General features: G+C 64.9%; 26 protein-coding genes. 20 read left to right on the top strand and 6 right to left on the bottom strand.

What is annotated here, in order from left to right; translation table 11 throughout:
• The first annotated feature begins 8 nt into the window (after positions 1–8).
• The 4 genes from DMB86_RS17415 (at position 9) to DMB86_RS17400 (ending at position 5149) form a co-directional block, all read left to right on the top strand.
• Positions 9–1919, top strand: coding sequence for a glycoside hydrolase family 35 protein (locus tag DMB86_RS17415; RefSeq protein ID WP_113719668.1), 1911 nt, complete (start codon positions 9–11; stop codon positions 1917–1919).
• Between the two features lie 127 nt (positions 1920–2046).
• Positions 2047–2997: an ABC transporter substrate-binding protein gene (locus DMB86_RS17410; protein WP_113718897.1), complete on the top strand. Its 951-nt coding sequence runs from the start codon at positions 2047–2049 to the stop codon at positions 2995–2997.
• 66 nt (positions 2998–3063) lie between these two features.
• Complete coding sequence (locus DMB86_RS17405; RefSeq protein ID WP_113718896.1) at positions 3064–4281, top strand: pyridoxal phosphate-dependent aminotransferase; 1218 nt, start codon at positions 3064–3066, stop codon at positions 4279–4281.
• A gap of 13 nt (positions 4282–4294) precedes the next feature.
• The gene (locus DMB86_RS17400) at positions 4295–5149 is read left to right on the top strand and encodes a PPK2 family polyphosphate kinase (protein ID WP_113718895.1); all 855 of its coding nucleotides are present in this window, start codon (positions 4295–4297) and stop codon (positions 5147–5149) included.
• 126 nt (positions 5150–5275) lie between these two features.
• On the opposite strand, the gene DMB86_RS17395 is transcribed toward DMB86_RS17400, so the two are convergent.
• Complete coding sequence (locus DMB86_RS17395; RefSeq protein ID WP_113718894.1) at positions 5276–5515, bottom strand: exodeoxyribonuclease VII small subunit; 240 nt, start codon at positions 5513–5515, stop codon at positions 5276–5278.
• A gap of 10 nt (positions 5516–5525) precedes the next feature.
• Positions 5526–6770 (bottom strand): exodeoxyribonuclease VII large subunit, encoded by a 1245-nt coding sequence (gene xseA / locus DMB86_RS17390; RefSeq protein ID WP_171814539.1) that lies wholly within the window; start codon positions 6768–6770, stop codon positions 5526–5528.
• Between the two features lie 196 nt (positions 6771–6966).
• Here xseA and DMB86_RS17385 point away from each other — a divergent pair, with 196 nt between their 5' ends.
• Both DMB86_RS17385 and DMB86_RS17380 read left to right on the top strand, forming a co-directional pair.
• Positions 6967–7800, top strand: coding sequence for a hypothetical protein (locus DMB86_RS17385; protein WP_113718892.1), 834 nt, complete (start codon positions 6967–6969; stop codon positions 7798–7800).
• A gap of 9 nt (positions 7801–7809) precedes the next feature.
• The gene (locus tag DMB86_RS17380) at positions 7810–8889 is read left to right on the top strand and encodes a 4-hydroxy-3-methylbut-2-enyl diphosphate reductase (protein ID WP_113718891.1); all 1080 of its coding nucleotides are present in this window, start codon (positions 7810–7812) and stop codon (positions 8887–8889) included.
• 71 nt (positions 8890–8960) lie between these two features.
• On the opposite strand, the gene DMB86_RS17375 is transcribed toward DMB86_RS17380, so the two are convergent.
• A complete protein-coding gene (locus tag DMB86_RS17375) occupies positions 8961–10142 on the bottom strand; it encodes a DNA recombination protein RmuC (RefSeq protein WP_113718890.1) in 1182 nt (393 codons plus the stop codon).
• A 170-nt stretch (positions 10143–10312) separates the two neighbouring features.
• On the opposite strand from DMB86_RS17375, the gene DMB86_RS17370 reads away from it, so the two are divergent.
• The 10 genes from DMB86_RS17370 to DMB86_RS17325 all read left to right on the top strand — a co-directional run bounded on the left by DMB86_RS17370 (position 10313) and on the right by DMB86_RS17325 (position 16642).
• Positions 10313–10549 carry a hypothetical protein gene (locus tag DMB86_RS17370; protein ID WP_129545581.1) on the top strand — a complete coding sequence of 79 codons (237 nt, stop codon included), beginning with the start codon at positions 10313–10315 and terminating at the stop codon, positions 10547–10549.
• Between the two features lie 111 nt (positions 10550–10660).
• Positions 10661–11497: an AfsR/SARP family transcriptional regulator gene (locus tag DMB86_RS17365; RefSeq protein WP_171814538.1), complete on the top strand. Its 837-nt coding sequence runs from the start codon at positions 10661–10663 to the stop codon at positions 11495–11497.
• A 76-nt stretch (positions 11498–11573) separates the two neighbouring features.
• Positions 11574–12320 (top strand): hypothetical protein, encoded by a 747-nt coding sequence (locus DMB86_RS17360; protein ID WP_113718887.1) that lies wholly within the window; start codon positions 11574–11576, stop codon positions 12318–12320.
• A 225-nt stretch (positions 12321–12545) separates the two neighbouring features.
• Positions 12546–12752, top strand: coding sequence for a hypothetical protein (locus DMB86_RS17355; RefSeq protein WP_171814537.1), 207 nt, complete (start codon positions 12546–12548; stop codon positions 12750–12752).
• Between the two features lie 141 nt (positions 12753–12893).
• A complete protein-coding gene (locus DMB86_RS17350) occupies positions 12894–14381 on the top strand; it encodes a hypothetical protein (protein WP_129545580.1) in 1488 nt (495 codons plus the stop codon).
• A 1-nt stretch (position 14382) separates the two neighbouring features.
• The gene (locus DMB86_RS17345; RefSeq protein WP_113718884.1) at positions 14383–14580 is read left to right on the top strand and encodes a hypothetical protein; all 198 of its coding nucleotides are present in this window, start codon (positions 14383–14385) and stop codon (positions 14578–14580) included.
• Between the two features lie 61 nt (positions 14581–14641).
• Positions 14642–14845: a hypothetical protein gene (locus DMB86_RS17340; protein ID WP_113718883.1), complete on the top strand. Its 204-nt coding sequence runs from the start codon at positions 14642–14644 to the stop codon at positions 14843–14845.
• Between the two features lie 107 nt (positions 14846–14952).
• Complete coding sequence (gene ychF, locus DMB86_RS17335; RefSeq protein ID WP_113718882.1) at positions 14953–16038, top strand: redox-regulated ATPase YchF; 1086 nt, start codon at positions 14953–14955, stop codon at positions 16036–16038.
• A gap of 33 nt (positions 16039–16071) precedes the next feature.
• On the top strand, positions 16072–16353 hold the full coding sequence (locus DMB86_RS17330; RefSeq protein ID WP_113718881.1) for a type II toxin-antitoxin system RelE/ParE family toxin: 282 nt from the start codon (positions 16072–16074) through the stop codon (positions 16351–16353).
• Positions 16328–16642 carry a HigA family addiction module antitoxin gene (locus tag DMB86_RS17325; RefSeq protein ID WP_113718880.1) on the top strand — a complete coding sequence of 105 codons (315 nt, stop codon included), beginning with the start codon at positions 16328–16330 and terminating at the stop codon, positions 16640–16642. Before DMB86_RS17330 ends, DMB86_RS17325 begins: the two co-directional genes overlap by 26 nt.
• Positions 16643–17404: 762 nt before the next feature.
• Here DMB86_RS17325 and DMB86_RS17315 read toward each other — a convergent pair.
• Together DMB86_RS17315 and DMB86_RS17310 are read right to left on the bottom strand one after the other, a co-directional pair.
• Positions 17405–18172 (bottom strand): SCO1664 family protein, encoded by a 768-nt coding sequence (locus DMB86_RS17315; protein ID WP_113718879.1) that lies wholly within the window; start codon positions 18170–18172, stop codon positions 17405–17407.
• Positions 18172–18732 (bottom strand): DUF3090 domain-containing protein, encoded by a 561-nt coding sequence (locus DMB86_RS17310; protein WP_113718878.1) that lies wholly within the window; start codon positions 18730–18732, stop codon positions 18172–18174. Before DMB86_RS17310 ends, DMB86_RS17315 begins: the two co-directional genes overlap by 1 nt.
• 135 nt (positions 18733–18867) lie before the next feature.
• Between DMB86_RS17310 and DMB86_RS17305 the strand changes: the two genes are divergently transcribed.
• From DMB86_RS17305 to DMB86_RS17290, 4 genes are all read left to right on the top strand, one after another.
• Positions 18868–19149, top strand: coding sequence for a type II toxin-antitoxin system Phd/YefM family antitoxin (locus DMB86_RS17305; RefSeq protein ID WP_113719667.1), 282 nt, complete (start codon positions 18868–18870; stop codon positions 19147–19149).
• On the top strand, positions 19146–19601 hold the full coding sequence (locus DMB86_RS17300) for a type II toxin-antitoxin system VapC family toxin (protein WP_227878464.1): 456 nt from the start codon (positions 19146–19148) through the stop codon (positions 19599–19601). Before DMB86_RS17305 ends, DMB86_RS17300 begins: the two co-directional genes overlap by 4 nt.
• Before the next feature lie 76 nt (positions 19602–19677).
• Positions 19678–19872: an NUDIX domain-containing protein gene (locus DMB86_RS17295; protein ID WP_227878463.1), complete on the top strand. Its 195-nt coding sequence runs from the start codon at positions 19678–19680 to the stop codon at positions 19870–19872.
• Between the two features lie 139 nt (positions 19873–20011).
• Entirely contained in the window at positions 20012–20497 is a 486-nt protein-coding gene (locus DMB86_RS17290; RefSeq protein ID WP_227878462.1) for a methyltransferase family protein, read from the top strand.
• 12 nt (positions 20498–20509) lie between these two features.
• On the opposite strand, the gene DMB86_RS17285 is transcribed toward DMB86_RS17290, so the two are convergent.
• Complete coding sequence (locus DMB86_RS17285) at positions 20510–20992, bottom strand: DUF1877 family protein (RefSeq protein WP_113718876.1); 483 nt, start codon at positions 20990–20992, stop codon at positions 20510–20512.
• Positions 20993–21040: the final 48 nt, after the last annotated feature.

Below are 21040 nucleotides of genomic sequence, written 5' to 3'. Positions count from 1 at the left end.
TGAACGGAATGCCCGCCCAAGCGCCCGAGGTCTCCGTCCCGGCGCCCGAGGTCTCCGTCCAAGCGCCCGAGGTCACCGTCCCGGCGCCCGAGGTCTCCGGCCGGGCCGCGCCGTCCCTGTCCCATTCCGGCCGGCGGCTGCACAGGTACGGCCGGCCCCACCGCATCATCGCCGGCGCCATCCACTACTTCCGCGTCCACCCGGAGCAGTGGCAGGACCGGATCGCGCGGCTGGCCGCCATGGGCGTCAACACACTGGACACGTACGTGGCGTGGAACTTCCACCAGCCAACCAAGGGCGTGCCCCCGGATTTCACCGGGTGGCGCGACCTCGCGCGCTTCATCACCCTCGCCGGAGACGCCGGCCTGGACGTCATAGTACGCCCCGGTCCCTACATCTGCGCCGAATGGGACAACGGGGGCTTCCCGTCCTGGGCCATCTCAGATCCCGGCATGGTGCTGCGCTCATCGGACCCGCGCTTCACCGGGGTGGTGGGCGCCTGGTATGACGAGCTCCTGCCCGTCATTGCGCCGCTGCAGGCAGCGAATGGCGGCCCGGTAGTCGCCGTCCAGATCGAAAACGAATACGGCAGCTATGGCGACGACGCTGAATACCTGCGCTGGAACCGTGACGCCCTGCGTTCCCGCGGCATCACGGAAATGCTGTTCACGGCCGACGGCGGCACCGACTACTTCCTCGACGGCGGTTCCCTGCCGGACACCTGGGCGACGGCGACCCTGGGCTCCCGGGGAGACGACGCGGACGCCGTGTGGCAGCGCCGCCGGCCCGGCGAGCCCTTCTTCAACGTGGAGTTTTGGAACGGCTGGTTTGACCACTGGACCGAGGACCACCACACACGCAACGCCGATGAGGCAACGGCCGAGATGAAGAAGGTTCTGGACCTTGACGGCTCCGTCTGCCTCTACATGGCGCACGGCGGCACCAACTTTGGACTGACGTCCGGCTGCAACCACGACGGCGTCATCCAGCCCACCGTCACCAGCTACGACTCCGACGCGCCCATCGCCGAAGACGGCCGGCTGACCGAAAAGTTCCACGCCATGCGGGCGGCCTTCTTTGCCGCCGGCGGCCGCGAACTGACGCCCCTGCCCGAGTCGCTGACGCGGCCGGCCACGGTGCTTCCGGCGTCGGCCATTGACCTCGTGCCGGGCACCGGGCTGCTGGACCTTGCCAGGGCGGGGGAGCCCGTGGGCAGCCTCAAGCCGCTGTCCTTTGAGCAGCTGGGGCTGGACCGCGGCATGGTCCACTACACGGCCCGGGCCGTGCTTCCACTCGGGGGTGGGACCATCAAGCTGCGCGGCCTGCACGACCGCGCCCACGTGTGGATTGACGGTGTGCCCGCCGGCGTCCTGTCCGACGGCACCGAGGAGACTGGCCTGCAGGTGGCGCACCCCGGCGGATCCGTGGTGCTGGAAATTCTGGTGGAAAACCAGGGCCGCATCAACTACGGGCCCCTGTTCGGCCAGGGCAAGGGCATCCTCGGCGGCGTGCTGGTCAACCAGCGCTACGTCTTCCACTGGGAACAACGGACCCTGGACCTGGACCGGCCCCTGGACGAACTGCTGGACCTGGCCGGCAGTGCCGGGGCTGGTGCTTGCGCCGGGACTGCGGCCGGCCCAGGCTGGCTCCACGGCGAGTTCGAAGTCCGCGAACCGGCGGACACCCACCTGGCACTCCCGGGCTTCGGCAAGGGATTCGTCTGGACCAACGGCTTCCTGCTGGGCCGGTATTGGGAAGTGGGCCCGCAGGTGACTCTCTATGTTCCGGCGCCGCTGCTACGGGCCGGCACCAACCGACTCACGGTCCTGGAACTGGAGCACGCAGGCATGCAGGCCGAATTGCGGGAGACGGCCGACCTCGGTGCCAAAGGACCCGTCCACATCGAAGACCTGGGCTGACCACGCCCGCCCGTGCCGTCCCCGTGGCCCGCCACCGGTAAGCTTAAACCTTGGGGCCGCGCACCAGCACACGCCCCGTCCAGTTGCACCGGCGGGCCGGCAGGCCCTCCTGACATCAAGGGAGAGCATGCGCCTAAAACGTTTGGCCGCGGCGGCGGCCGTGGTGTCGCTGCTGTTCACGGGCGCCACCGCATGCACCCCCAGCCCCATAGTGGTCATTCCCAGCGCCACGCAGTCAAGGGGTCCGGCGCTGGTGGTGGGAACCCCGTCCGTGCCGGACGGCGCGAACCCGAAGGAGGGCGAGCTGCTCGCCAACGTGTACGCGGCCGCCCTGAACGCCGCGGGCCTGGCAGCGACGGTCAAGGCGGAGGACCCCAAGGATCCCACGCTGCTGGACCAGCTTGCGGCGGGAACGGTGGACGTGACCCCCGGCTACTCGAGCGCCATGCTCCTGCAGCTCGACCCGGCCACCGGGGCGTCGGCCACGGCGCCGGTCCTCGACGCCCTCAAAACGGCGCTTCCCGCAGGCACCGCCATGCTCGACCCGGCCAAGGCCGAGGACGACGATTCGCTGGTCGTCACCACCGTGACGGCACAAAAATACAACCTCAAGACCATCGGAGACCTGGCCAAGGTGTGCGGGATTCTCACGTTTGGCGGCTCGGCGTCCTTCCGCACCAAGGACCGGGGGCTGTCCGCCGTGGGGTCCGACTACAACTGCGTCCCCAAGGCCTACCGGGAACTGTCCTCCACCAAGAACGAGCTGCTGCTGGCCCTGCTCCGCGACGACATCCAGGTGGCCGACATCCACAGCTCGTCGCCCGCCATCGACGACAACGCCTTGGTGGCCCTCACGGACACCAAGGGCATCTTCCGGCCGGAAACGGTGGTTCCCGTCATCAACGCAAAAAAGGTTTCCACCGACGTGCAGGCCGTCTTGAACAAGGTCACCGCGGCCCTGAGCAATGACGAGCTGGTCAACCTGAACCGGATCGGATCCGGCAGCCACTTTGGCTCGCCGGCCCAGGTGGCCCGTGCCTGGCTGGTGCAAAAAGGGCTCCTGAAGGCCACTTCCTAGCCATTGGCACGGCCCGCCGGGCACGTCACACCGGCACCGGCTAGGGCGGTGTGCCATATTTGGTAAATGGCAGATTTCAAGCAGTCCACCAAGCTTCACAATGTCCTCTATGACATCCGCGGCCCGGTCCTGGAGCGGGCCCAAAAGTTGGAGGCGGAAGGCCACCGCATCCTGAGGCTGAACATCGGCAACCCGGCCCCGTTTGGCTTCGAGGCGCCGGACGCCATCCTCGTGGACATGATCCGCCACCTGCCGCACGCCCAGGGCTACAGCGACTCACGCGGAATTTTCTCGGCGAGGACCGCCGTCGTCCAGTATTACCAGACGCGCGGCATCCACAACATCAACGTCGACGACGTCTACCTGGGCAATGGCGTCAGCGAACTCATCACCCTGTCGCTGATGGCGCTGCTGGACACCGGCGACGAAGTCCTCGTGCCCACTCCGGACTACCCGCTGTGGACCGCCTCCGTCAGCCTGGCCGGCGGCCGCCCCGTGCACTACCTGTGCGACGAGGACAACGACTGGTGGCCCGACCTGGAGGACCTCGCGGCGAAGATCACGCCCCGGACCAAGGGGCTGGTCATCATCAATCCGAACAACCCCACCGGCGCCGTCTACCCGCCCCATATCCTTACGGGCATGGTGGATCTGGCCCGCAAGCACGGGCTGATCGTGTTCTCCGACGAGATCTACGAGAAAATCCTCTACGACGGCACCGCCTTCACCAACACGGCCACCATCACGGCCGACGACGTGCTCTGCATGACGTTCAGCGGGCTGTCCAAGGCGTACCGGATCTGCGGCTACCGTTCCGGCTGGCTGGCCATTTCCGGCCCCAAGTCCCGCGCCGCGGATTACCTGGAGGGCATCAACCTGCTCGCCAACATGCGCATGTGCGCCAACGTGCCCGGCCAGCATGCCATCCAGACGGCCCTGGGCGGGCACCAGAGCATCGAGGACCTCGTCCTGCCGGGCGGGCGGCTGCGTGAACAGCGGGACATCGCCTATCGGCTGCTGAACGAGATCCCCGGTGTCTCCACGACGCAGGCGAAGGGCGCACTGTACCTGTTCCCGAAGCTGGATCCGGACGTCTACCCGATCAAGAGCGACGAAAAGTTCGCGCTGGACCTGTTGGAGCAGCAAAAGATCCTCATCTCCCACGGAACCGCGTTCAACTGGATCCGCCCCGACCATTTCCGGCTCGTCACGCTCCCGAACGTCGAAGACCTGGAGGAGGCCGTGGGGCGGATTGCCGAATTCCTGAGCACGTACAAACCCTAGGAAAGGTTCCACCGTGTCACTGCCCCTTGGATTCACCGCCAGCCCGTCCGAACTGCTCAAGGTGAACGCCGGCTTTGTCCTGGCCGGCCGGCCCACGGATGCGTCGCCCGGCTTTTCCGGCAGGAAGGACGACGGCGCAGCCGCGTTGGGCGGTCGGGCGCCGGTTTTGGCGCAGCTCCAGGAGCAGCTCTTCGCCGAGAGCCGCTTTGGCTCCAAGAAGTCCATCCTGCTGGTCCTGCAGGCCATGGACACCGCGGGAAAGGGCGGGATCGTGGGGCACGTGGTGGGCGCCGTCGACCCGCAGGGTGTGAACCTGACTGCGTTCAAGGCCCCCACGGAGGAGGAGAAGGCGCACGACTTCCTGTGGCGCATCCGCGGGGCTGCCCCGGGCCCCGGCATGTTGGGCGTGTTTGACCGGTCCCACTACGAAGACGTGCTGATCCATCGCGTCCACGGCTGGGCGGATGAATCCGAGCTGGACCGGCGGTACCAGGCCATCAACGACTTTGAGGCGGAACTGGCAGCGGCCGGGACCACGGTGGTGAAGGTGATGCTCAACCTCGGCGCGGCTGAACAGCTTGAGCGGCTGCGGGCACGCCTGCACGATCCCACCAAGTACTGGAAGTACAGCCCCGGCGACCTCGACGAGCACGCCTTCTGGCCTGCCTACATGGACGCGTACCAAATAGTCTTCGAGCGCACCTCAACCCCGGATGCTCCGTGGTATGTCGTCCCGGCGGACAAAAAGTGGTACGCACGCCTTGCCGTGCAGGAGATCCTCATCGAAACACTTGCGTCCATGAACCTGCAATGGCCACCCGGCGACTTCGACGTCCAGCACGAACGCGCCCGTCTCAAGGACGTCTGACCGGCAAACCGCCAGCGAAGCCGGTAATTTCTCGCCCACTATCCGACCCACGGCCGCGGGCGGCCTTACGGACTCCTTTACGTCGGCTACGAAAATGCCGTCTCCTCCGGCGCGAAGCGGCAGTGGCTAACTCTCCGTTGTTGCGCGGGCCGCGTCGAGACGGGCCTTGGCGCCCTCGAGCCATTCCTCGCATTTCCTGGCCAGGGCCTCCCCGCGCTCCCACAGCGCCAGTGAATCCTCGAGGCTGGAGCTGCCTGCCTCAAGCTGGTTGACCACGGCCACCAGCTGTTCACGCGCCTGCTCGTAGCTCAACGCGCCAATGTCGGAGTTCTGCGGGGTGGGTGTGGTGGTAGCTTCCGGGCTCATGGTCTGTCCTTTACTTCGAGCTGGCTGTGGCGGCGGCGAAGTCGCCGCCGGCCACGCGGATTTTCAGGGGTGTGCCGACAGGGGCCTGGGCAGGGTCGCGCACAATGCTGCGGTCCCTCAGCTGTACGACGGCGTAGCCGCGGTCGAGCGTCTTTTGCGGGGACAGCGCACGCACCTGGGCCCGGAGGTGCCTGACCTGGTCTCCGTGCCGCCCCACCTGGCCGCGCACCGCGGTCAGGGCCCGCCCGCCCAGCCTCGCGACGTCGTCGGCCCGGGCCGTGAGCATCGTCTCAGGGCGGGACAGGGCCGGGCGGGAGCGCAGCTGGGTCAGCCGGTCGCCTTCACGCTCCAGCAGCTGGTTGATGCGGCGGTTGAGCTGGTCCCGGGCCTGGTCCACGCGGCGTAGTTCCTCGAGGACGTCAGGCACAATCCGCTTGGCGGCGTCAGTGGGGGTGGAGGCGCGCAGGTCCGCGACGTCGTCGAGCAGCGGCCGGTCCGCCTCGTGGCCGATGGCGCTGACGACGGGCGTCGCTGCGTCGGACACGGCACGGACCAGGGATTCATGGCTGAAGGGCAGTAGGTCCTCCATCGAACCGCCGCCGCGGGCGATGACAATCACGTCCACGACCGGGTCGGCGTCGAGTTCGCGAAGCGCCTCGATCACGGCCGCGACGGCATTGACGCCCTGGACGGCCACCTCGCGCACCTCAAATTCGACCGCCGGCCAGCGCAGCGCCGCGTTGCGCAGCACGTCTTTCATGGCGTCCGAATTGCGGCCCGTGATCAGCCCGACCCGGTGGGGGAGCAGCGGCAACTTCTTCTTCCGACGCGGGTCAAACAGCCCTTCGGCCGCCAGGGCTTGTCGCAGCTGTTCGATCCTGGCCAGCAGGTCACCCAGGCCCACCGGACGGATGTCCCGGCCCTGCATGGAGAGGCGGCCGGTTTTCAGCCAAAAGTCGGGCTTGAGTTGTGCCACCACCCGCGCGCCCCGCTCCAGCGGCATGGCGAGCTGGCTGAGGACTGAACCCCAGACGGTGACACTGAGTGAGACCTCGGCGTCGATGTCGCGAATGGTCAGGTAGTTGACGTTGGCCCGCTTGTTCAGCTCAATGATCTGGCCTTCGACCCAGGCGGGGGGTGCCGTTTCAATGTGGGCCTTCAGCTTTTGGCTCAGCATCGCCAGGGGCCACGGATTTTCGGGCGAGGTCTGTGCCGCCGTGGCGGGAATGACTTTCCGTTCCGGGGTTTCCTGCATGGGCAACGCTCTCCGTCCTCAGGTGGGCAACAACACAACTCACGGGTGCAAACCGTGGTTCCACTCTAGCTTTGGCCGCCGACAATCGGGGGCAGCTGTCCACACCCTCCGGCCCGGACCGCCCGGACAACCTGGAATGGGCGCCGAAGTTCTTCGCATAAAGTGAAAGCTCACCACTTCTAGCAAGGGATGGCCTATGCGCTCATTGGTTTCGGCAGTACTCGTCATTGCGGCACTCCTGCTGGCGGCAGTTGCCGGTCCGGCGATCTGGGCCGAACGCAACCTTGTGGACGGGCCAGGCTTCGTCGAGCTGGCGGGACCGCTGGGCAGCAACGCCGATTTCCAGAAGAGCCTTTCGTCCATGGTCGCCACGCAGGCGGCTGCCCAGCTGAGCCTTCCCCAGCAGCTGCAGGACGTGGCCGCAGCCGTCATCAAGTCAACGGCGCGGTCCCTGTACACCCAGCCGGGCTACGCAGACGCCTGGTCCGAAACGTTGCGCCGCAGCCACGACCTGACGTTCAACCCGTCGGCACAGCAGCAGGGAAGCGGCGACGTCCATCTGGACATTGCCCCACTCGTCCGGCTGGTGGCTGCCAAGGTCTCGTCGGACACCGGGGTGAACCTGCCCACATCGAAGGACATGATCGTCAGCTTTGACCAACAGGAAGTGGCCAAGGCCATTCCGCTGCTGACCCGGGTAGGAGGCATGGGCGCCTGGTTGGCGCTCGCCGCCGTCGTTCTCCTGCTGCTTGCCCTGGTGGTGGCCCGCAGAAGGGCCCGGACCCTTGTCCTGGCAGGTCTGGGCATGGGCCTTGTGGCGCTCGCCTGGCTGCTGGGCTCCGGGCTGGTGGGGGACCAGGTCACGGCGATGGGGGCCGGAAATCAAGTCGTGGCCCAGTTCGGGAGCGAACTCGCCGCCCAGGCGCAGGCGAGCTGGCACCGGGGCATCACGCTGGGGTTCATTGTCGCGGCCGTGTTGGTTGTTGTGGGGCTCCTCACCAGCCTGCTGGGGAGGAACCGGACAACGTAAGATGGGGTCATGAGCGCCACTGCGGTTTCCGTCCCCATCCCTGCCATTCCGCGCCGCCGCCGGTCGCCCGAAGAGGTGGCCGCGGCCGCCCCCGTGGCCGGCCCCAAGCGCGTCCTGCTGGCCGCCCCGCGCGGTTACTGTGCGGGCGTGGACAGGGCGGTGATCGCCGTCGAAAAGGCGTTGGAACACTACGGTCCGCCGGTTTACGTGCGCAAGCAGATTGTCCACAACGTCCATGTCGTTTCGACGCTGGAGGAACGCGGCGCCATCTTTGTCGAGGAAACCGACGAGGTCCCCGAGGGCGCCCTGGTGGTCTTCTCCGCCCATGGGGTGAGCCCCGCCGTCGTGCAGTCGGCTGAAGACCGGAATCTGCGCACCATCGACGCCACCTGCCCGCTGGTCACCAAGGTCCACCGTGAAGCCGTGCGCTTCGCCAAGGCCAAAAACCACATCCTGCTCATCGGCCACGAGGGGCATGAGGAAGTGGAAGGGACGTACGGGGAGGCACCGGAGAGCACCACCATCGTGAACAACCCTGCCGAGGCCCACTCCGTCGACGTCGAGGACCCGGACCACCTGATCTGGCTGTCGCAGACCACCTTGTCGGTCGACGAGACGATGGAGATTGTCAAGATACTGCGCGACCGCTTCCCAAACTTGCAGGACCCGCCCAGCGACGACATCTGCTATGCCACCACCAACCGCCAGGTGGCCATCAAGAAGATCGCCCCGCAGGCGGACTTGGTCATTGTGGTGGGCTCCGCCAACTCCTCCAACTCGGTGCGCCTGATGGAAGTGGCCCTGGAATACGGTGCCAAGGCTTCCCACCGCGTGGACTTCGCCAACGAGATTGACGAATCCTGGTTTGAAGGCGTGGCCACCGTCGGGGTGACCAGCGGCGCCTCCGTCCCCGAAATCCTGGTCCACGACGTGCTGCGCCTCCTCGCCGAATACGGCTACGGCGACGTCGAAGAAGTGGTCACCGCGGAGGAAGACATCCTGTTCTCGCTCCCCAAGGAACTGCGCGCCACATTGAAGGCGGCCGGGGACACCTCGCGCGGCCTGGGCGGACACGGCCGCGTAGGTTAGGGCGTGGGCCCACGCGCCCGAGGGACCTGGGTGAAGCCGCGCCAGCGGGTTCATCCGGGAGGGCGTGGGGACTAACCTGCCCGTTCCTCCAGCTCCGGCGCCGTCAGCGACCGGGGCGACGCTTCCACGAGCGCCGGAGCCACCAACGTGTTCGGGTCGAAGGCGTTCAGCTTTCGGGCCGTGGGAAGAACCCGCGCTTCCAGCGTGCCGACCAGCTTGTTGTAGCGTTCCACGGAGGATTTCAGTGACGCGCCCACACCGGCGACGGCCTCGCCCATGACGCCCAGGCGCGAGAACAACTGGGCCGAGAGGTCAAAGAGTTCCTTGGCGCTTTCGGTCAGCACGTCCTGACGCCAGCTGAACGCGATGGTCTTCAGGATCGCCAACAGGGAAATTGGCGAAGCGAGCACCACGCCCTTCGTCATGGCATAGTCCAGGAGCGCCGGGTCGGCGACCAGTGCCGCGGACAGGATGGACTCGACCGGCACAAAGCAGATCACCAATTCCGGCGAGTTGTGCGCGGATGTCCAGTATTTTTTGGCGGCCAGCGAGTCCACATGCGCCTTGACGGCCTTGGCGTGTCGCGCCAGGTGTTCGTCCGCCTGGGCACCTGCGGACGGACCGGCGTCGTGCGCACGAAGGTAGGAGGACAGCGGCACCTTCGCATCCAGCACCAGCTCCTTGCCGCCGGGCAGGCGAACCACCATGTCGGGACGGTGGGCGCCGTCGTCCGTGGCCGTGTGGACCTGTTCGTCAAAGTCCACGTGGGCCAGCATGCCGGCCGACTCCACCACGCGGCGCAGCTGCACCTCACCCCACTTGCCCCGGGCATTGTTGGAGCGCAGCGCGGACTCCAGTGACATCGTGGTGGCCAGAAGCTTCGCGTCGGCATCCTTCGCCTCACGCAGCTGCTCGGCAAGTTGCCCGTACTGCTCCACCCGGTCCCGTTCCAGCAAGGAAACCTGGCGCTGTACGGCGTTCAGCTTTTCCGAGACGGGACCCAAGGCCTGCAGAACGGAGGAATCCGAACCCTGCTGGGCGGAAAGCGCACGGTTCTGGTTGAACAACAGGCGGCGTTCGGCGTCGGCCGCGGCAAAGTTCGCGTTCACCTCACCGGCCCGCCGCTGCGCCGCCTCCGTCTGCTCCTGTGCAGCCAGCAGCCGCCGGCGGAACATCAGGGCGGCCACGGCGGCGCCCACGAGCAGGCCGGCCAACAACATCAATATGGCCACAAGCCATCCAATTCCAGTCATGGCTCCACCTTCCCACGAGGGACCGACACGGCGGGCCGCGCCCCTCGCTGGCCCTCCGCAGTCCCGGCTTGTCCACACGCTGGAAATCCGCATGGCCCGATCGGGCATTGGGGCATACACTGGGCAAATTACTGATGGGTAGTCACGTACGGGTCTTAGGGGGGTCCGCAATGAAGGAAGAGGAATTGGCGGTAGTCACCATGAACGCTGATCACGCAGGCGATGACACCGCCGGCCGTGGCACCATGGTGATCCGCATTTGGTCCGAGGCCAACGCCGATCAGCCTTTCCGCTGCCGCCTGACGTTCGGCCGGGCCGGGACGGGCCAACCCCGGGAAGCACTGGCGGCCAGCCACGAGCAGATTCTTGAGACCGTCCGGAAGTGGCTGGAAGACTTTCCCGAGTGAGCAATCAATAATTGGTGGGCGCGACACGCCGCCAATAGGAACTTTCGGCCTACATTCGATTGACAATCGCCACCTCCTGCGGCCATGCTCTATCTTGTCGGGCGAGGAAGCTTGAACCAGCACCATTCGTCCGGAACCAGTGCAGCGGTCGCTACCACGAAAACCGTGGTGATATCGAGGTTCGGGGGAGATATGGATGGCCTCGTAAATCAGAAGTGGGAACTCAGGCTTCTGGGTTCTTGGCAACTCCGGCTCGGTAGCTGCCAGGTCACCGTCGGTCCCCGTCAGCAACGCGTCATTGCGGCCCTGGCGCTCTTCGGGACCCGTTCCCGGCATTCACTGGCAAGCCTGCTCTGGCCGGACAGTTCCGAGGTCCAGGCAGCGGGGAATCTCCGGGCCAGCCTGTTTCACATCACACATAAGCTTCCCGGCATCGTGGATCCGAGGCACGACTACCTGTCGTTGGAGCCGGACGTAGAGGTCGATTTCCATAAAATCCGCTGGCTCATTGCAGACATACGGGACGGCGGCCTGGCTGCGTCGGAGTTGGCCCAGATGCTCTACCATGCGGACCTTCTGCCCGGCTGGTATGACGACTGGGTCATCTTCGAACAGGAACGTCTACAACAGCTGCGCCTTGACGGACTGGAGATGTTGGCCCGCCACTATCTCCAGATGGGCGACACTGGATGCGCCACCGAGGCCGCACTTGCGGCAACTGCCATCGAACCGCTGCGTGAAAGTGCGCAGCTGGTGCTTCTCAAATGCCACGTTCAGGCTGGCAACCATGTCTCTGCCATGCAGACTTTTCACGACTTTCGGGTCCGGTTGAATCGGGAGCTGGGCGTAAGACCTTCTTCGATTTTTGCTTCATTGATGGATCCAGTCCACTCCTTCCAAGCCTCGGCGGCCCAACTACCGCCTCGTTCCCGCAGCGCCTTCCCATGATTATCCCGGTCTCCTCATGTACAGCAGCAGTGACTTCGATCCAATCGGCAGTTCCTAGTAGATATGAGGAAAAACTATGCGCACAAAACTGGTCAAAGGCGCCTTTGGGGTGCTGATTCTGGTCTCCGGCATGCTCCTCGTCGGACCGGCCACCGTCGGTGTGGTCCCCGCCGAGGCGTCCTCCCAAGGCGCGCACATGATGATTCACCGCTCCACCAGTTTGGACGCCGCGTCCACGGCAATTCCCACGCCGGGGCAGCCGACCGTTTCGGACAGCGCGCAAAGCACCGTGCGGACGTCCTCCTCGACGAACAAGGCCGAGTCCGTTTCCATGGCGACCAGCAATTGTGACGGCTGTTCCGGCGTGGCCACCACATTCCAAGTGGTGTACTTCGACGGTAAAGTGGCCAATGCCGACAATTCCGCCGTCGCATGGTCAAGTTGCGCAGGGTGCTCTTCCTCCGCTGTTGCCGTCCAGCTGGTCGTCGCCCGCCGGGCCACGCAGCTCAACGTGAATAACCGCGCGCTGGCACTCAACGTCGAGTGCACTGAATGCACCACCAGCTCCGCGGCCATCCAATTCGTCATTTCGGGGGGCACCCGGCGTGACCTGTCCGCCCAAGCCAAGGACATGATTAGTCAGATTCAGACCGAGTTGGGACAACGGCTCCAGAACACGCCGCGCAGCCAGGGGCTGCAGCGGTCAGCACCTCTGGCCAAGAGCCTTACCGACGACACCGCGGCGCGGCTGGCCCAGATCATCCTCAAGGACGTGGGGGCCTCGTCCGTGCAGCGCAACATCGACGTGCGATCGGGGCAGTAGCTTCCGGCGCGGACAGACAGCATTGACGAAGGTTCCGGGGTGGCGCTCCGCCGCACCCCGGAACCTTTCTTGTTGCGCGCTTCTCAGCGTCTGCTCCCGCCGCCTCTTCGGCGCCCGCAGCGGGCCGGCGGCGGAAGCAGTAACGCAGCAGTAACGGGCCCGGCCCTTTACTTTAGCTACTGGCCCCGTGGGTCAAGGAATCGTAGCTACATTCCACGAGAGGGGGTGAATGAGATGGAGAAACTGACCGTCATGGATTTGGAGGGACAGAGCGTAGAGCTGCTCCCGTCACGGGAGACTCTGCTCCTGAACTTCCACATCAACTGGGCAACTGTCATGGCCTCGAATGCGTCCTACGCAGTCAACGCCGCGACCCTGCTCTCCAGTGCAACCAGCGGTGCCTGGCAGAACGTCAGCGTCAGCCAGCGCTAACGACACCAGTCGACCGGGTTCCGGTGTGAGATGCACGGGGACCGACTTCATTTCAGTTACACCCCGACGGCGGGATCACCGCTCATTAGCGGTGATCCCGCCGTCGGAACGTCCGGTCTGACAACAAAAAGGTTGTGGACGATGACCATTGAACCCAGTCAAGGGGAAGCAGTCCGGTGGCGTGTGGTGCCCGGCGTGGAACTCTTGGGTCCGGCGACGGGATCCGGACTGGTGCAGGAGACCTTCTTGGTCCGGCGCCCCGACGGACAAGTCATCCAGATCTCGGAGTTATTGGACCTGGTTCTCACGAAAGCCGCAACTGAACCGGTCTCCCCTGTGCTTGCCCGCGATGTGAGCCAGGCCTACGGCCGGGAACTTGACGTGGCGGGGCTGACGCTGCTCATCGACCAAAAGTTGCGGCCCTTGGGCCTGCTTGAGGATGCCGCAGGATCCGGGCCCAAGGGCGACCCGGCACCGACGGCACGTCCGCTTTTGGCCCTCCGGCTCAAGGGAACGCTCCTGCCGGCCCGGGCCGTCAATTCTCTCGCCGCCGTGCTGCGGCCGCTGTATTTTCCGCCGGTGGTCATTTTGGCCCTGGCGGCACTGATCGGGCTTGACGTGCTGCTGTTTGTCTCGAGCAGCATCGTGGGCGCACTGGAGCAGATCTGGGTCAGCCCGACCCTGCTGCTGGGCCTGTTCGTCATGATGGTTGTCGGGGCCGGGATCCATGAGCTGGGGCACGCCACCGCCTGCAAGTATGGCGGAGCCGAACCTGGGGTCATCGGCGTCGGGGTGTATCTGGTGTTCCCGGCGTTCTTCACCAACGTGACCGACTCCTACCGTCTGGGCCGGGCCGGCAGGCTGCGGACCGATTTGGGCGGGCTTTACTTCAACGTATGGTGCGTGCTGCTGGCAGGCTTGGGCTACCTGCTGACCGGCAATGGGATCCTGTTGCTGTTCGTGATCACCACGCAAATCATGATGATCCAGCAGCTTCCGCCGACCATCAGGCTCGATGGCTACTTTGTCCTGACCGATCTGGCCGGCGTGCCGGATCTTTTTTCCCGCGTCGGACCCGTCATGCGCGGGCTGATCCCCGGCCGTCCGCTTGACCCGCGGGTCCTGGAGTTGCGGCCCTCGGCCAGGCGTCTTGTCAGGGTGTGGGTATTGACCGTCATTCCTGCCTTGGTCCTGCTCTTCGCCTGGCTGTTGTGGAACCTCCCGCTCATTGTTGGCGGCGCGGTCGGCGCCGTCGTACTGCATTCTCAGGCATTGAGCGCCGCCTGGGCGCAGGGCCGCCCCGCAGAGGTTGTGCTGTCCTTGCTGTCGATTGTGCTGCTGGCGCTGCCTGTTGCCGGCATCGCCGTCCTCATTCCGCGGCTCGCCCTCGACGGAGTGAAGGCCGTGCAGAACATGCGGAAGGCGCGGCGTTCCACAGCACCACCTGCAACATCGACTCCCCGAATGGCCGGCGCCCACCTGCGTCCCAAGCCCGCGCGGCACACGGAGGTGGCCGGCCCGGTGCGGCACGTGAGTGCGCGTCGCCTGCCGCTCCCTGCCGGCTTGCTGCGCCTCAGAACCTCAAAGCTTTCATCGATCGACCTCCTAGACCTGAAGGGAGGTGAATGAGATGGAGAAACTGACCGTCATGGATTTGGAGGGACAGAGCGTAGAGCTGCTCCCGTCACGGGAGACTCTGCTCCTGAACTTCCACATCAACTGGGCAGCTGTCGCGGCGCAGAATGCGTCCTACGCTGTCAATGCCGTGACCCTGCTCTCGAGTGCAACGAGCGGAGCCTGGCAGAATGTCAGCCTCACCCAGCACTGACAATCCAGTAGCCGGGTGTTAGGAATTTCAGATGCCCGGCAACAGAGAAAGGTGAACCGCCATGACAGCAACATCCGCACTGAGCTCCATCGATCTCGAAGCCGAGACGGCGGAGCTGCTTCCCAGCCGCGAAACACTGTTCCTGGACTTCAATTTCAACGTCGCTCCGGTGATCGGTGTCAATCTGGCACTGGCGCTGAACGCGGCGACAATTGGATCCGTGGCCCAGACCGGCGCGTGGCAGAACCTCTTCTCGATGCACTAGCACCGGAAGGGATTTGCCTTCAAGGACGGCGGGTTCACTCCCGCCGTTCTTGTGCGCCCGCGATCCGCCGGGCGGCGAAACCCCGGCCCTGCCGGTACGATTGAGCCGTGGCTCTTACAATTGGCATCGTCGGACTGCCCAACGTCGGCAAATCAACCCTTTTCAACGCGCTGACGCGCAACAACGTGCTCGCGGCGAATTACCCGTTCGCCACCATTGAACCCAACGTCGGCATGGTCAGCCTCCCTGATCCACGGCTGGCCAGACTGGCCGAGGTCTTTGGCTCGGCCCGGTTGCTGCCGGCCACGGTCTCCTTCGTCGACATCGCAGGGATCGTCAAGGGAGCTTCGGAGGGCGAAGGCCTGGGCAACAAGTTTCTCGCCAACATCCGCGAGGCGGAGGCCATCGCCCAAGTCATCCGCGTTTTTGACGACCCGGACGTGGTGCACGTGGACGGCAAAGTGGATCCCCGCTCCGACATGGAAACCATCAACACGGAGCTGATCCTCGCCGACCTGCAGACCATTGAGAAGGCCGTGCCGCGCATCGAGAAGGCCGTCAAGCTCAAACAGCGCGAGGCCGCCGAGCTGAACGCGATCAAGGACGCCCAGAAAGTTCTGGAACGCGGGGACACGATTTTTGCCTCCATCAAGAGCGACAAGCTGGAAATGGAGCACCTGAAGGAGCTGGGCCTCCTCACCGCCAAGCCGTTCATCTACGTCTTCAACGTCGACGACGCCGTCCTGGGAAGCCCGGAGCGCCAGATGGAGCTGCGAGAGCTCGTGGCCCCTGCAGACTCCATCTTCCTGGACGCCAAGCTGGAAGCCGACCTCGTGGAACTTGACGAGGCCGAGGCCCGCGAAATGCTCGAGATGAACGGCCAGGACGAGTCAGGCCTGGACCAGCTCGCCCGCGTGGGCTTCCACACCCTTGGCCTGCAGACATACCTGACGGCCGGGCCCAAGGAGGCCCGCGCGTGGACCATCCGCCAGGGTGACACCGCGCCCCAGGCCGCCGGCGTCATCCACTCCGACTTCCAACGCGGCTTCATCAAGGCCGAAGTGGTCCACTTCCAGGACCTGATCGACGCCGGCTCCATGCATGAGGCAAAGGCCAGGGGCAAGGTGCGCATTGAAGGCAAGGAATACGTCATGCACGACGGCGACGTGGTGGAGTTTAGGTTTAACGTCTAGCGTTATTGACGCGCTGCGTTATAGACTGGTCTCGTGATCAGGTCCTTCGCTGACAAGGCGACCGAGCGACTGTGGCAGCGGGACCGGGTGCCGTCGATCGATCCCCGTGTGCAGAAGGTCGCACTCCGGAAGTTGACGCAGATCCACGCGGCCCGGTTCCTCGAATCTTTGCGTGTACCACCAGGAAACCGGCTGGAGCAGCTGAAGGGGGATCGAGTGGGTCAGTACAGTGTCCGCGTGAACGATCAGTGGCGGATTTGTTTCACTTGGACAGAAGGAGGTGCTGAAAATGTCGAACTCGTCGACTACCACTGAGAAGTGGGCTCCCGTCCACCCTGGGGAGGTGCTCATGGAGGACTTCATCAACGGTTTTGGGATCACGCAGAACAAGCTCGCGGTGTCGATCGGCGTGCCGCCGCGACGCATCAATGAAATCGTTCATGGTAAGCGCGCGATCACCGCTGACACGGCGCTCCGTCTCGGGCGCTATTTCGGCATTGACCCGCACTTCTGGCTGAACTTGCAGACTCACTATGAGTTGGAGCTCGCCGAGGATCGTGTGGCCGGGCAGATCGCTGCGATAACCCCGCTCCAGGTCGCGTGAAGGCAGGTTCTATCGACGTCCTCCCGCACTCCGCGGTGACAACGGCGCTCGTCGATGAGCTTCGAGAGCTGTTCGATCGGCAGTATCTCGCGGACTTCGGCGAGTGGGATCCGGGCCAGCCGTACGGCTATGCTCCCCACGATGTGCACTTGATCGCGCGCGCGCGGGCGCGGACATCGTCGGTCATGTGGGGTGGGCTCATCGGAGGATTTCATCCGGTAACGCTGAGGTCGACATCGCCGGGGTTGGCGGAATGCTGGAGTCGGAGAATGCTCGTGGGTTCGGACTGGGCGAACGGCTACTGCGTGCGGCGCACAGCTCCATGCTCGAAGCCGAAGGTATCCAATTCGGATACCTCGGATGCCGAGAAACAGTCGTTCCGTTCTACGATCCTGTGGATGGCTGCGCATTTCAGTGGGCGAACGTTCGGTCTCTCGTGGGGGGCGTGTGATGGAGGATCCACCTGGGCAGCCCCTCTTGATCCTGCCCATCGCCTCGTCTCTCAGCGACTGGCCGACCGGAGTGGTTGATCTCCGTGGTCGTGCTTGGTGACCACTTCGAGAGGTTGCTCGGTGCCGGAACGTGGTGGAGTTCCGCTTCAACGTCTAAGTCCTGACATCCATAAAACATATTGCGATGGCCGCCAAGAACACGTGTTCTTGGCGGCCATGGGCTTTCCACTGGGTACCAAGTGGAACTGATGCCGTCCGCAGTGGCTGAATCAGCGTGACACGGACTGCGAAGCCGGGGGCCGCAATTCGCTTAGAACAGCGGCCAGGGCACCGCCGACATCTCACCGCTCGGAGCCGGAAACCGCCCGGCCAAGCGCAACCGGGCACAGCGCGCGGCGAGCTCTGCGATTTCTTCGGCGCTGAGCAAGTCCGCCAGGTTTCGGCCCAGCTCACCATGCAGTCCTTCGCTGACACGATCTATGCCGTCTTCTTCGTCGGCGGTTAGAGTCTCTCCCAGCCATCCCCACAGCACCGTGCGCAGCTTGTTGTCACGGTGGAAGGTGAGCCCGTGGTCCACGCCGTGCCGGCGTCCATCAGCCAGTGCAAGGATGTGGTCGCCTTTGCGGTCGGCATTGTTGACGATGACGTCGAACACCGCCATGCGTCTGAGCGCTGGCGAGTCTTCGTGAACGAGGGCGACCATCCGTCCATTCTCATCTCGTCCCTGGAGCACGTATTTCCAACCTGTCTCCTGCATGTGGTCCGCAGCGATAAGGCTGACGGCGTCTTGGGCGGGATCCTGCTCCTGCCAGAGCTGCACCATTCCTTCGCCCATCGGACCATCGCGCAGCCAGGTGTGTGGCACGACGCCCCAGTCAAAGGCCTGCGAGACCAGGTAGGCGGCAACCTCCCGGTGGGCCAGCGTACCCTGGGGAAAATCCCACAGCGGACTTTCGCCAGCTATGGGCTTATAAACAACCTCCACGTCGCCGATGGTGCCAAGAAATGTAGCGTTTGAAGCCGTCGTGATACGGCCGGTGAGAGTCAGCTCGGCGGCCACTAGGTCCGGCGTTGGCATCAGACCTCGGGAAGGGTGCAGATGTGCCCGTCAGCGTCCACGGGATAACCGCAGAGCGGGCACATCGGACGGCCGGCACCCACGATCTCCCGGGTGCGCTTGGCGAATGCGCGGGCGGTGCCGACCGGCATTCGTACGCGCAGCATTTCGCGCTCGTTGGCTCCGTCCTCATGAAGCGTTTCGTCGTTTTCATCAGCGTCGGAATCGTCATCGGTGATGGGGTGGGCCTCAATGACGATCTGGGCCGTGGTTGGGTCCCACCCCAAGCTCATTGCCCCAGTGCGAAACTGCTCCTGGACGGCCTCGAGTGGATCATTGTCGACAAGTTCAATGGGAGTACCCGTGGGTATGCTGAAGGGATTCCTCTCGACGGTGATGAGCTGGTCGAGAATTTCGTCGATCTTCTCCGCGAGTAGAGCCGACTGCTGCTTCTCCAGGGCAATACTCACCAGCTCCGTCCCTGCGCGCACCTGCAAGTAGAACGTACGCGCCCCCGGAATGCCGATGGTGCCAACGACGACCCGATCGGGCCAGGAAAACTCGTGAACGCGTGTAGGCATGTCAGTATTCTAGGCCCACGAGGTTCATGGCGCTTGTTGCCTGAACCGTCGCCCACGGTGCTGCCGGAGGCGCACGTCGCACTGCGTGTTCGCCTTGTTCCTGCGTTGGCGTCGCACGGGTGCTACGCTTGCATCATGGGTAGCAGTGAACCTCAAGCAGAGAGCTTGTCACAACGGGAACTTCGCAACGAGTCGGGGCGCGTACTCCGCGCGGTGAGCGAGGGCCACTCGTTCGTCCTGACCAACAGCGGGGTGCCGGTGGGTAGGATCGTACCGTTGGATGCGCCCGCTGCGGCACTTCCAATTGCCCGGCCCGCCCGCCGCGAGGGTGGCTGGAGGGCGTTGGACATTGAACGCAAGACCTCGGAGCGAGGTCTCGCCGCGACGCTCGACGACCTACGCGGCGATCGCCTGTGATCAGCCATCCGGTCATCTACGTCGACACCTCCGCTCTTGGTGCGCTGTTAATCGATCAGCCGGAGAGCCCGGCGCTCCTGGACTGGCTCGACCGGACGCCGGCCACCCTCGTCTCCAGCGATCTGCTCGAGACCGAACTGCGTCGCGTTGCAGTTCGGGAGGCCCTCGAGCAGTCCGATGTGACTCGTCTCCTCGATGGCGTCGGACTTGCGGCGCTCGACAGGGCTGTCTACCGCAGTGCCGGCTTCTTGCCCATGCCGTACCTGCGCACGCTCGACGCTCTGCATCTTGAGGCGGCGATGCGACTCGATGCATCGGCGGTCCTCACGTATGACCGTAGGCTCGGTCCGGCTGCCCGGTCTGCTGGACTTGATGTAATCGCACCCGGAGTGACCGATATGCGCTTAACAAGATGGCCCTATCCGCCGGAAGGTGGTCGGGTTGAGATTTAACGTCTAGCGTTATTGACGCACCCATGGGCCGGCTGACGGCCGACGACCCTCCTTGGGTTGTCGTGAAGGGCTGGAGGTGCGAGCAGCGGGCCATGTGGAGCCCGATGAATCCGCGGGTGAAGCGGCGGTCCGCGAGGCCCACGAGGAACTCGGCGTGGTCATTGCCCGCAAGGATCTTGTCGCTCACCACGATGCATGGCGCCCAACTGACGGCCCTGGACAACGCCGGCCGCGAGTGGTTGCCCACGAACGATGCAACGCGCCCAGCTGACGGCCGGGCTCCCTTCAATAGTCAAGTTTGGCTTCGGCGAACTCTGATTGTTCGTCGGCAGCTGTTGATCCGTGCCTTCCGGCCCGCCAAGGTCCTACCCTTGAAGGAGGGGACGGATTCACCAACGTGGAGGAGCACCATGAACAGGCATGAAGGCATTCCCGTTCCACCCGTTGCCATGGTCGCAGCTGGCCTGGCGCAGCGGTTGACGCCGAACGGGCGCAAGGCCCGGAGGACCAGGCGCGTGGCTGCGGCCGCGATTGCAGCGGGTTCCGGAGCGCTGGTGCTTGCGGCCCTTGGGGCCTTCGTCCGCCACGGCACCACCCTCGATCCCACGGCCCCTGGGAACGCCTCGGTGCTGGTTACGGGTGGCAGCAACGGCATCTCGCGCAATCCCATGTACGTGGGATTGGCCGGCCTGCTGGTTGCCCATGCCGTGGACCGCGGCTCCTGGCAGGCGTGGCTGCCCGTGGGCGGGTTTGTGCTGGCGATGGACCGCTTTCAGATAGCGCGGGAAGAGGAGGCCCTGCGCGGCCGGTTTGGCGAGGCGTACCACCGCTACTGTGCCACCACGCCGCGATGGCTGGACTGGCGCTCCGTGCACGCGTTCCGCTCCATCAGCTGAAAGCCCGGCGCTTCAGCCGATGGAGTAGATCAGGCCAAGCCCCTGCTTCGCCAGCTGTCGCGTGAAGGTCGCGGCCTTCCCCAAATACGTGTCGAGAGAGTCCCGCCGCCCGTCCATGATGGCCGCCCAATCGGGGGATACGCGCGGCGTGTAGCCCTGATAGAGCTCGGCCAGGCTGATAGTGGCCAGGTCCTTCGCCACGTCCGCCACCTGGGCTTCGTCAAGGACCCGGTCATAGGGGATCCAACCGTAGCCGTACTGCGTGACCGCGCCCCTGACCAACTCGTACGCAGCCCTGGGCGCGTCCTCCCCAGTGCCGTCCAGCAGCCACTGCAGATCCCGCCAGGCCTTGTCCAGAAAAAGCCCCTCCGGCCTGTCCGGAGGATCCGACCAGGACTCCCAAAAATGGCGGTCGGACAGGAACGCGCGCGGATTGATCCGGGCGATGTTGACCAATTGCGGTGGCACCGGAAGTGCAAAATATCTGATTCCCATGCCGCAATTTTTCCAGCGAACCGGTTTTCCCGCTTGAAGTTATCCACA

It is taken from the genome of Arthrobacter dokdonellae, from assembly GCF_003268655.1.
GTDB classification, from domain to species: Bacteria; Actinomycetota; Actinomycetes; order Actinomycetales; family Micrococcaceae; genus Specibacter; species Specibacter dokdonellae.
Note: the sequence above shows the minus strand (reverse complement) of the source record. Positions and strands in the feature narration are given on the sequence as shown.

Bases quoted from the DNA above. Each gene is read 5' to 3' on its own strand.
- DMB86_RS17345 (WP_113718884.1), top strand. From the start codon at position 14,383: ATGGAGAAACTGACCGTCATGGATTTGGAGGGACAGAGCGTAGAGCTG.
- DMB86_RS17360 (WP_113718887.1), top strand. From the start codon at position 11,574: ATGCGCACAAAACTGGTCAAAGGCGCCTTTGGGGTGCTGATTCTGGTC.
- DMB86_RS17375 (WP_113718890.1), bottom strand. From the start codon at position 10,142: ATGACTGGAATTGGATGGCTTGTGGCCATATTGATGTTGTTGGCCGGC.
- DMB86_RS17315 (WP_113718879.1), bottom strand. From the start codon at position 18,172: ATGCCAACGCCGGACCTAGTGGCCGCCGAGCTGACTCTCACCGGCCGT.
- DMB86_RS17325 (WP_113718880.1), top strand. From the start codon at position 16,328: ATGTCGAACTCGTCGACTACCACTGAGAAGTGGGCTCCCGTCCACCCT.
- DMB86_RS17405 (WP_113718896.1), top strand. From the start codon at position 3,064: ATGGCAGATTTCAAGCAGTCCACCAAGCTTCACAATGTCCTCTATGAC.
- DMB86_RS17350 (WP_129545580.1), top strand. From the start codon at position 12,894: ATGACCATTGAACCCAGTCAAGGGGAAGCAGTCCGGTGGCGTGTGGTG.
- DMB86_RS17340 (WP_113718883.1), top strand. From the start codon at position 14,642: ATGACAGCAACATCCGCACTGAGCTCCATCGATCTCGAAGCCGAGACG.
- DMB86_RS17415 (WP_113719668.1), top strand. From the start codon at position 9: ATGCCCGCCCAAGCGCCCGAGGTCTCCGTCCCGGCGCCCGAGGTCTCC.
- xseA (WP_171814539.1), bottom strand. From the start codon at position 6,770: ATGCAGGAAACCCCGGAACGGAAAGTCATTCCCGCCACGGCGGCACAG.
- DMB86_RS17385 (WP_113718892.1), top strand. From the start codon at position 6,967: ATGCGCTCATTGGTTTCGGCAGTACTCGTCATTGCGGCACTCCTGCTG.
- DMB86_RS17395 (WP_113718894.1), bottom strand. From the start codon at position 5,515: ATGAGCCCGGAAGCTACCACCACACCCACCCCGCAGAACTCCGACATT.
- DMB86_RS17310 (WP_113718878.1), bottom strand. From the start codon at position 18,732: ATGCCTACACGCGTTCACGAGTTTTCCTGGCCCGATCGGGTCGTCGTT.
- DMB86_RS17290 (WP_227878462.1), top strand. From the start codon at position 20,012: ATGAACAGGCATGAAGGCATTCCCGTTCCACCCGTTGCCATGGTCGCA.
- DMB86_RS17370 (WP_129545581.1), top strand. From the start codon at position 10,313: ATGAAGGAAGAGGAATTGGCGGTAGTCACCATGAACGCTGATCACGCA.
- DMB86_RS17285 (WP_113718876.1), bottom strand. From the start codon at position 20,992: ATGGGAATCAGATATTTTGCACTTCCGGTGCCACCGCAATTGGTCAAC.
- DMB86_RS17410 (WP_113718897.1), top strand. From the start codon at position 2,047: ATGCGCCTAAAACGTTTGGCCGCGGCGGCGGCCGTGGTGTCGCTGCTG.
- DMB86_RS17380 (WP_113718891.1), top strand. From the start codon at position 7,810: ATGAGCGCCACTGCGGTTTCCGTCCCCATCCCTGCCATTCCGCGCCGC.
- DMB86_RS17305 (WP_113719667.1), top strand. From the start codon at position 18,868: ATGGGTAGCAGTGAACCTCAAGCAGAGAGCTTGTCACAACGGGAACTT.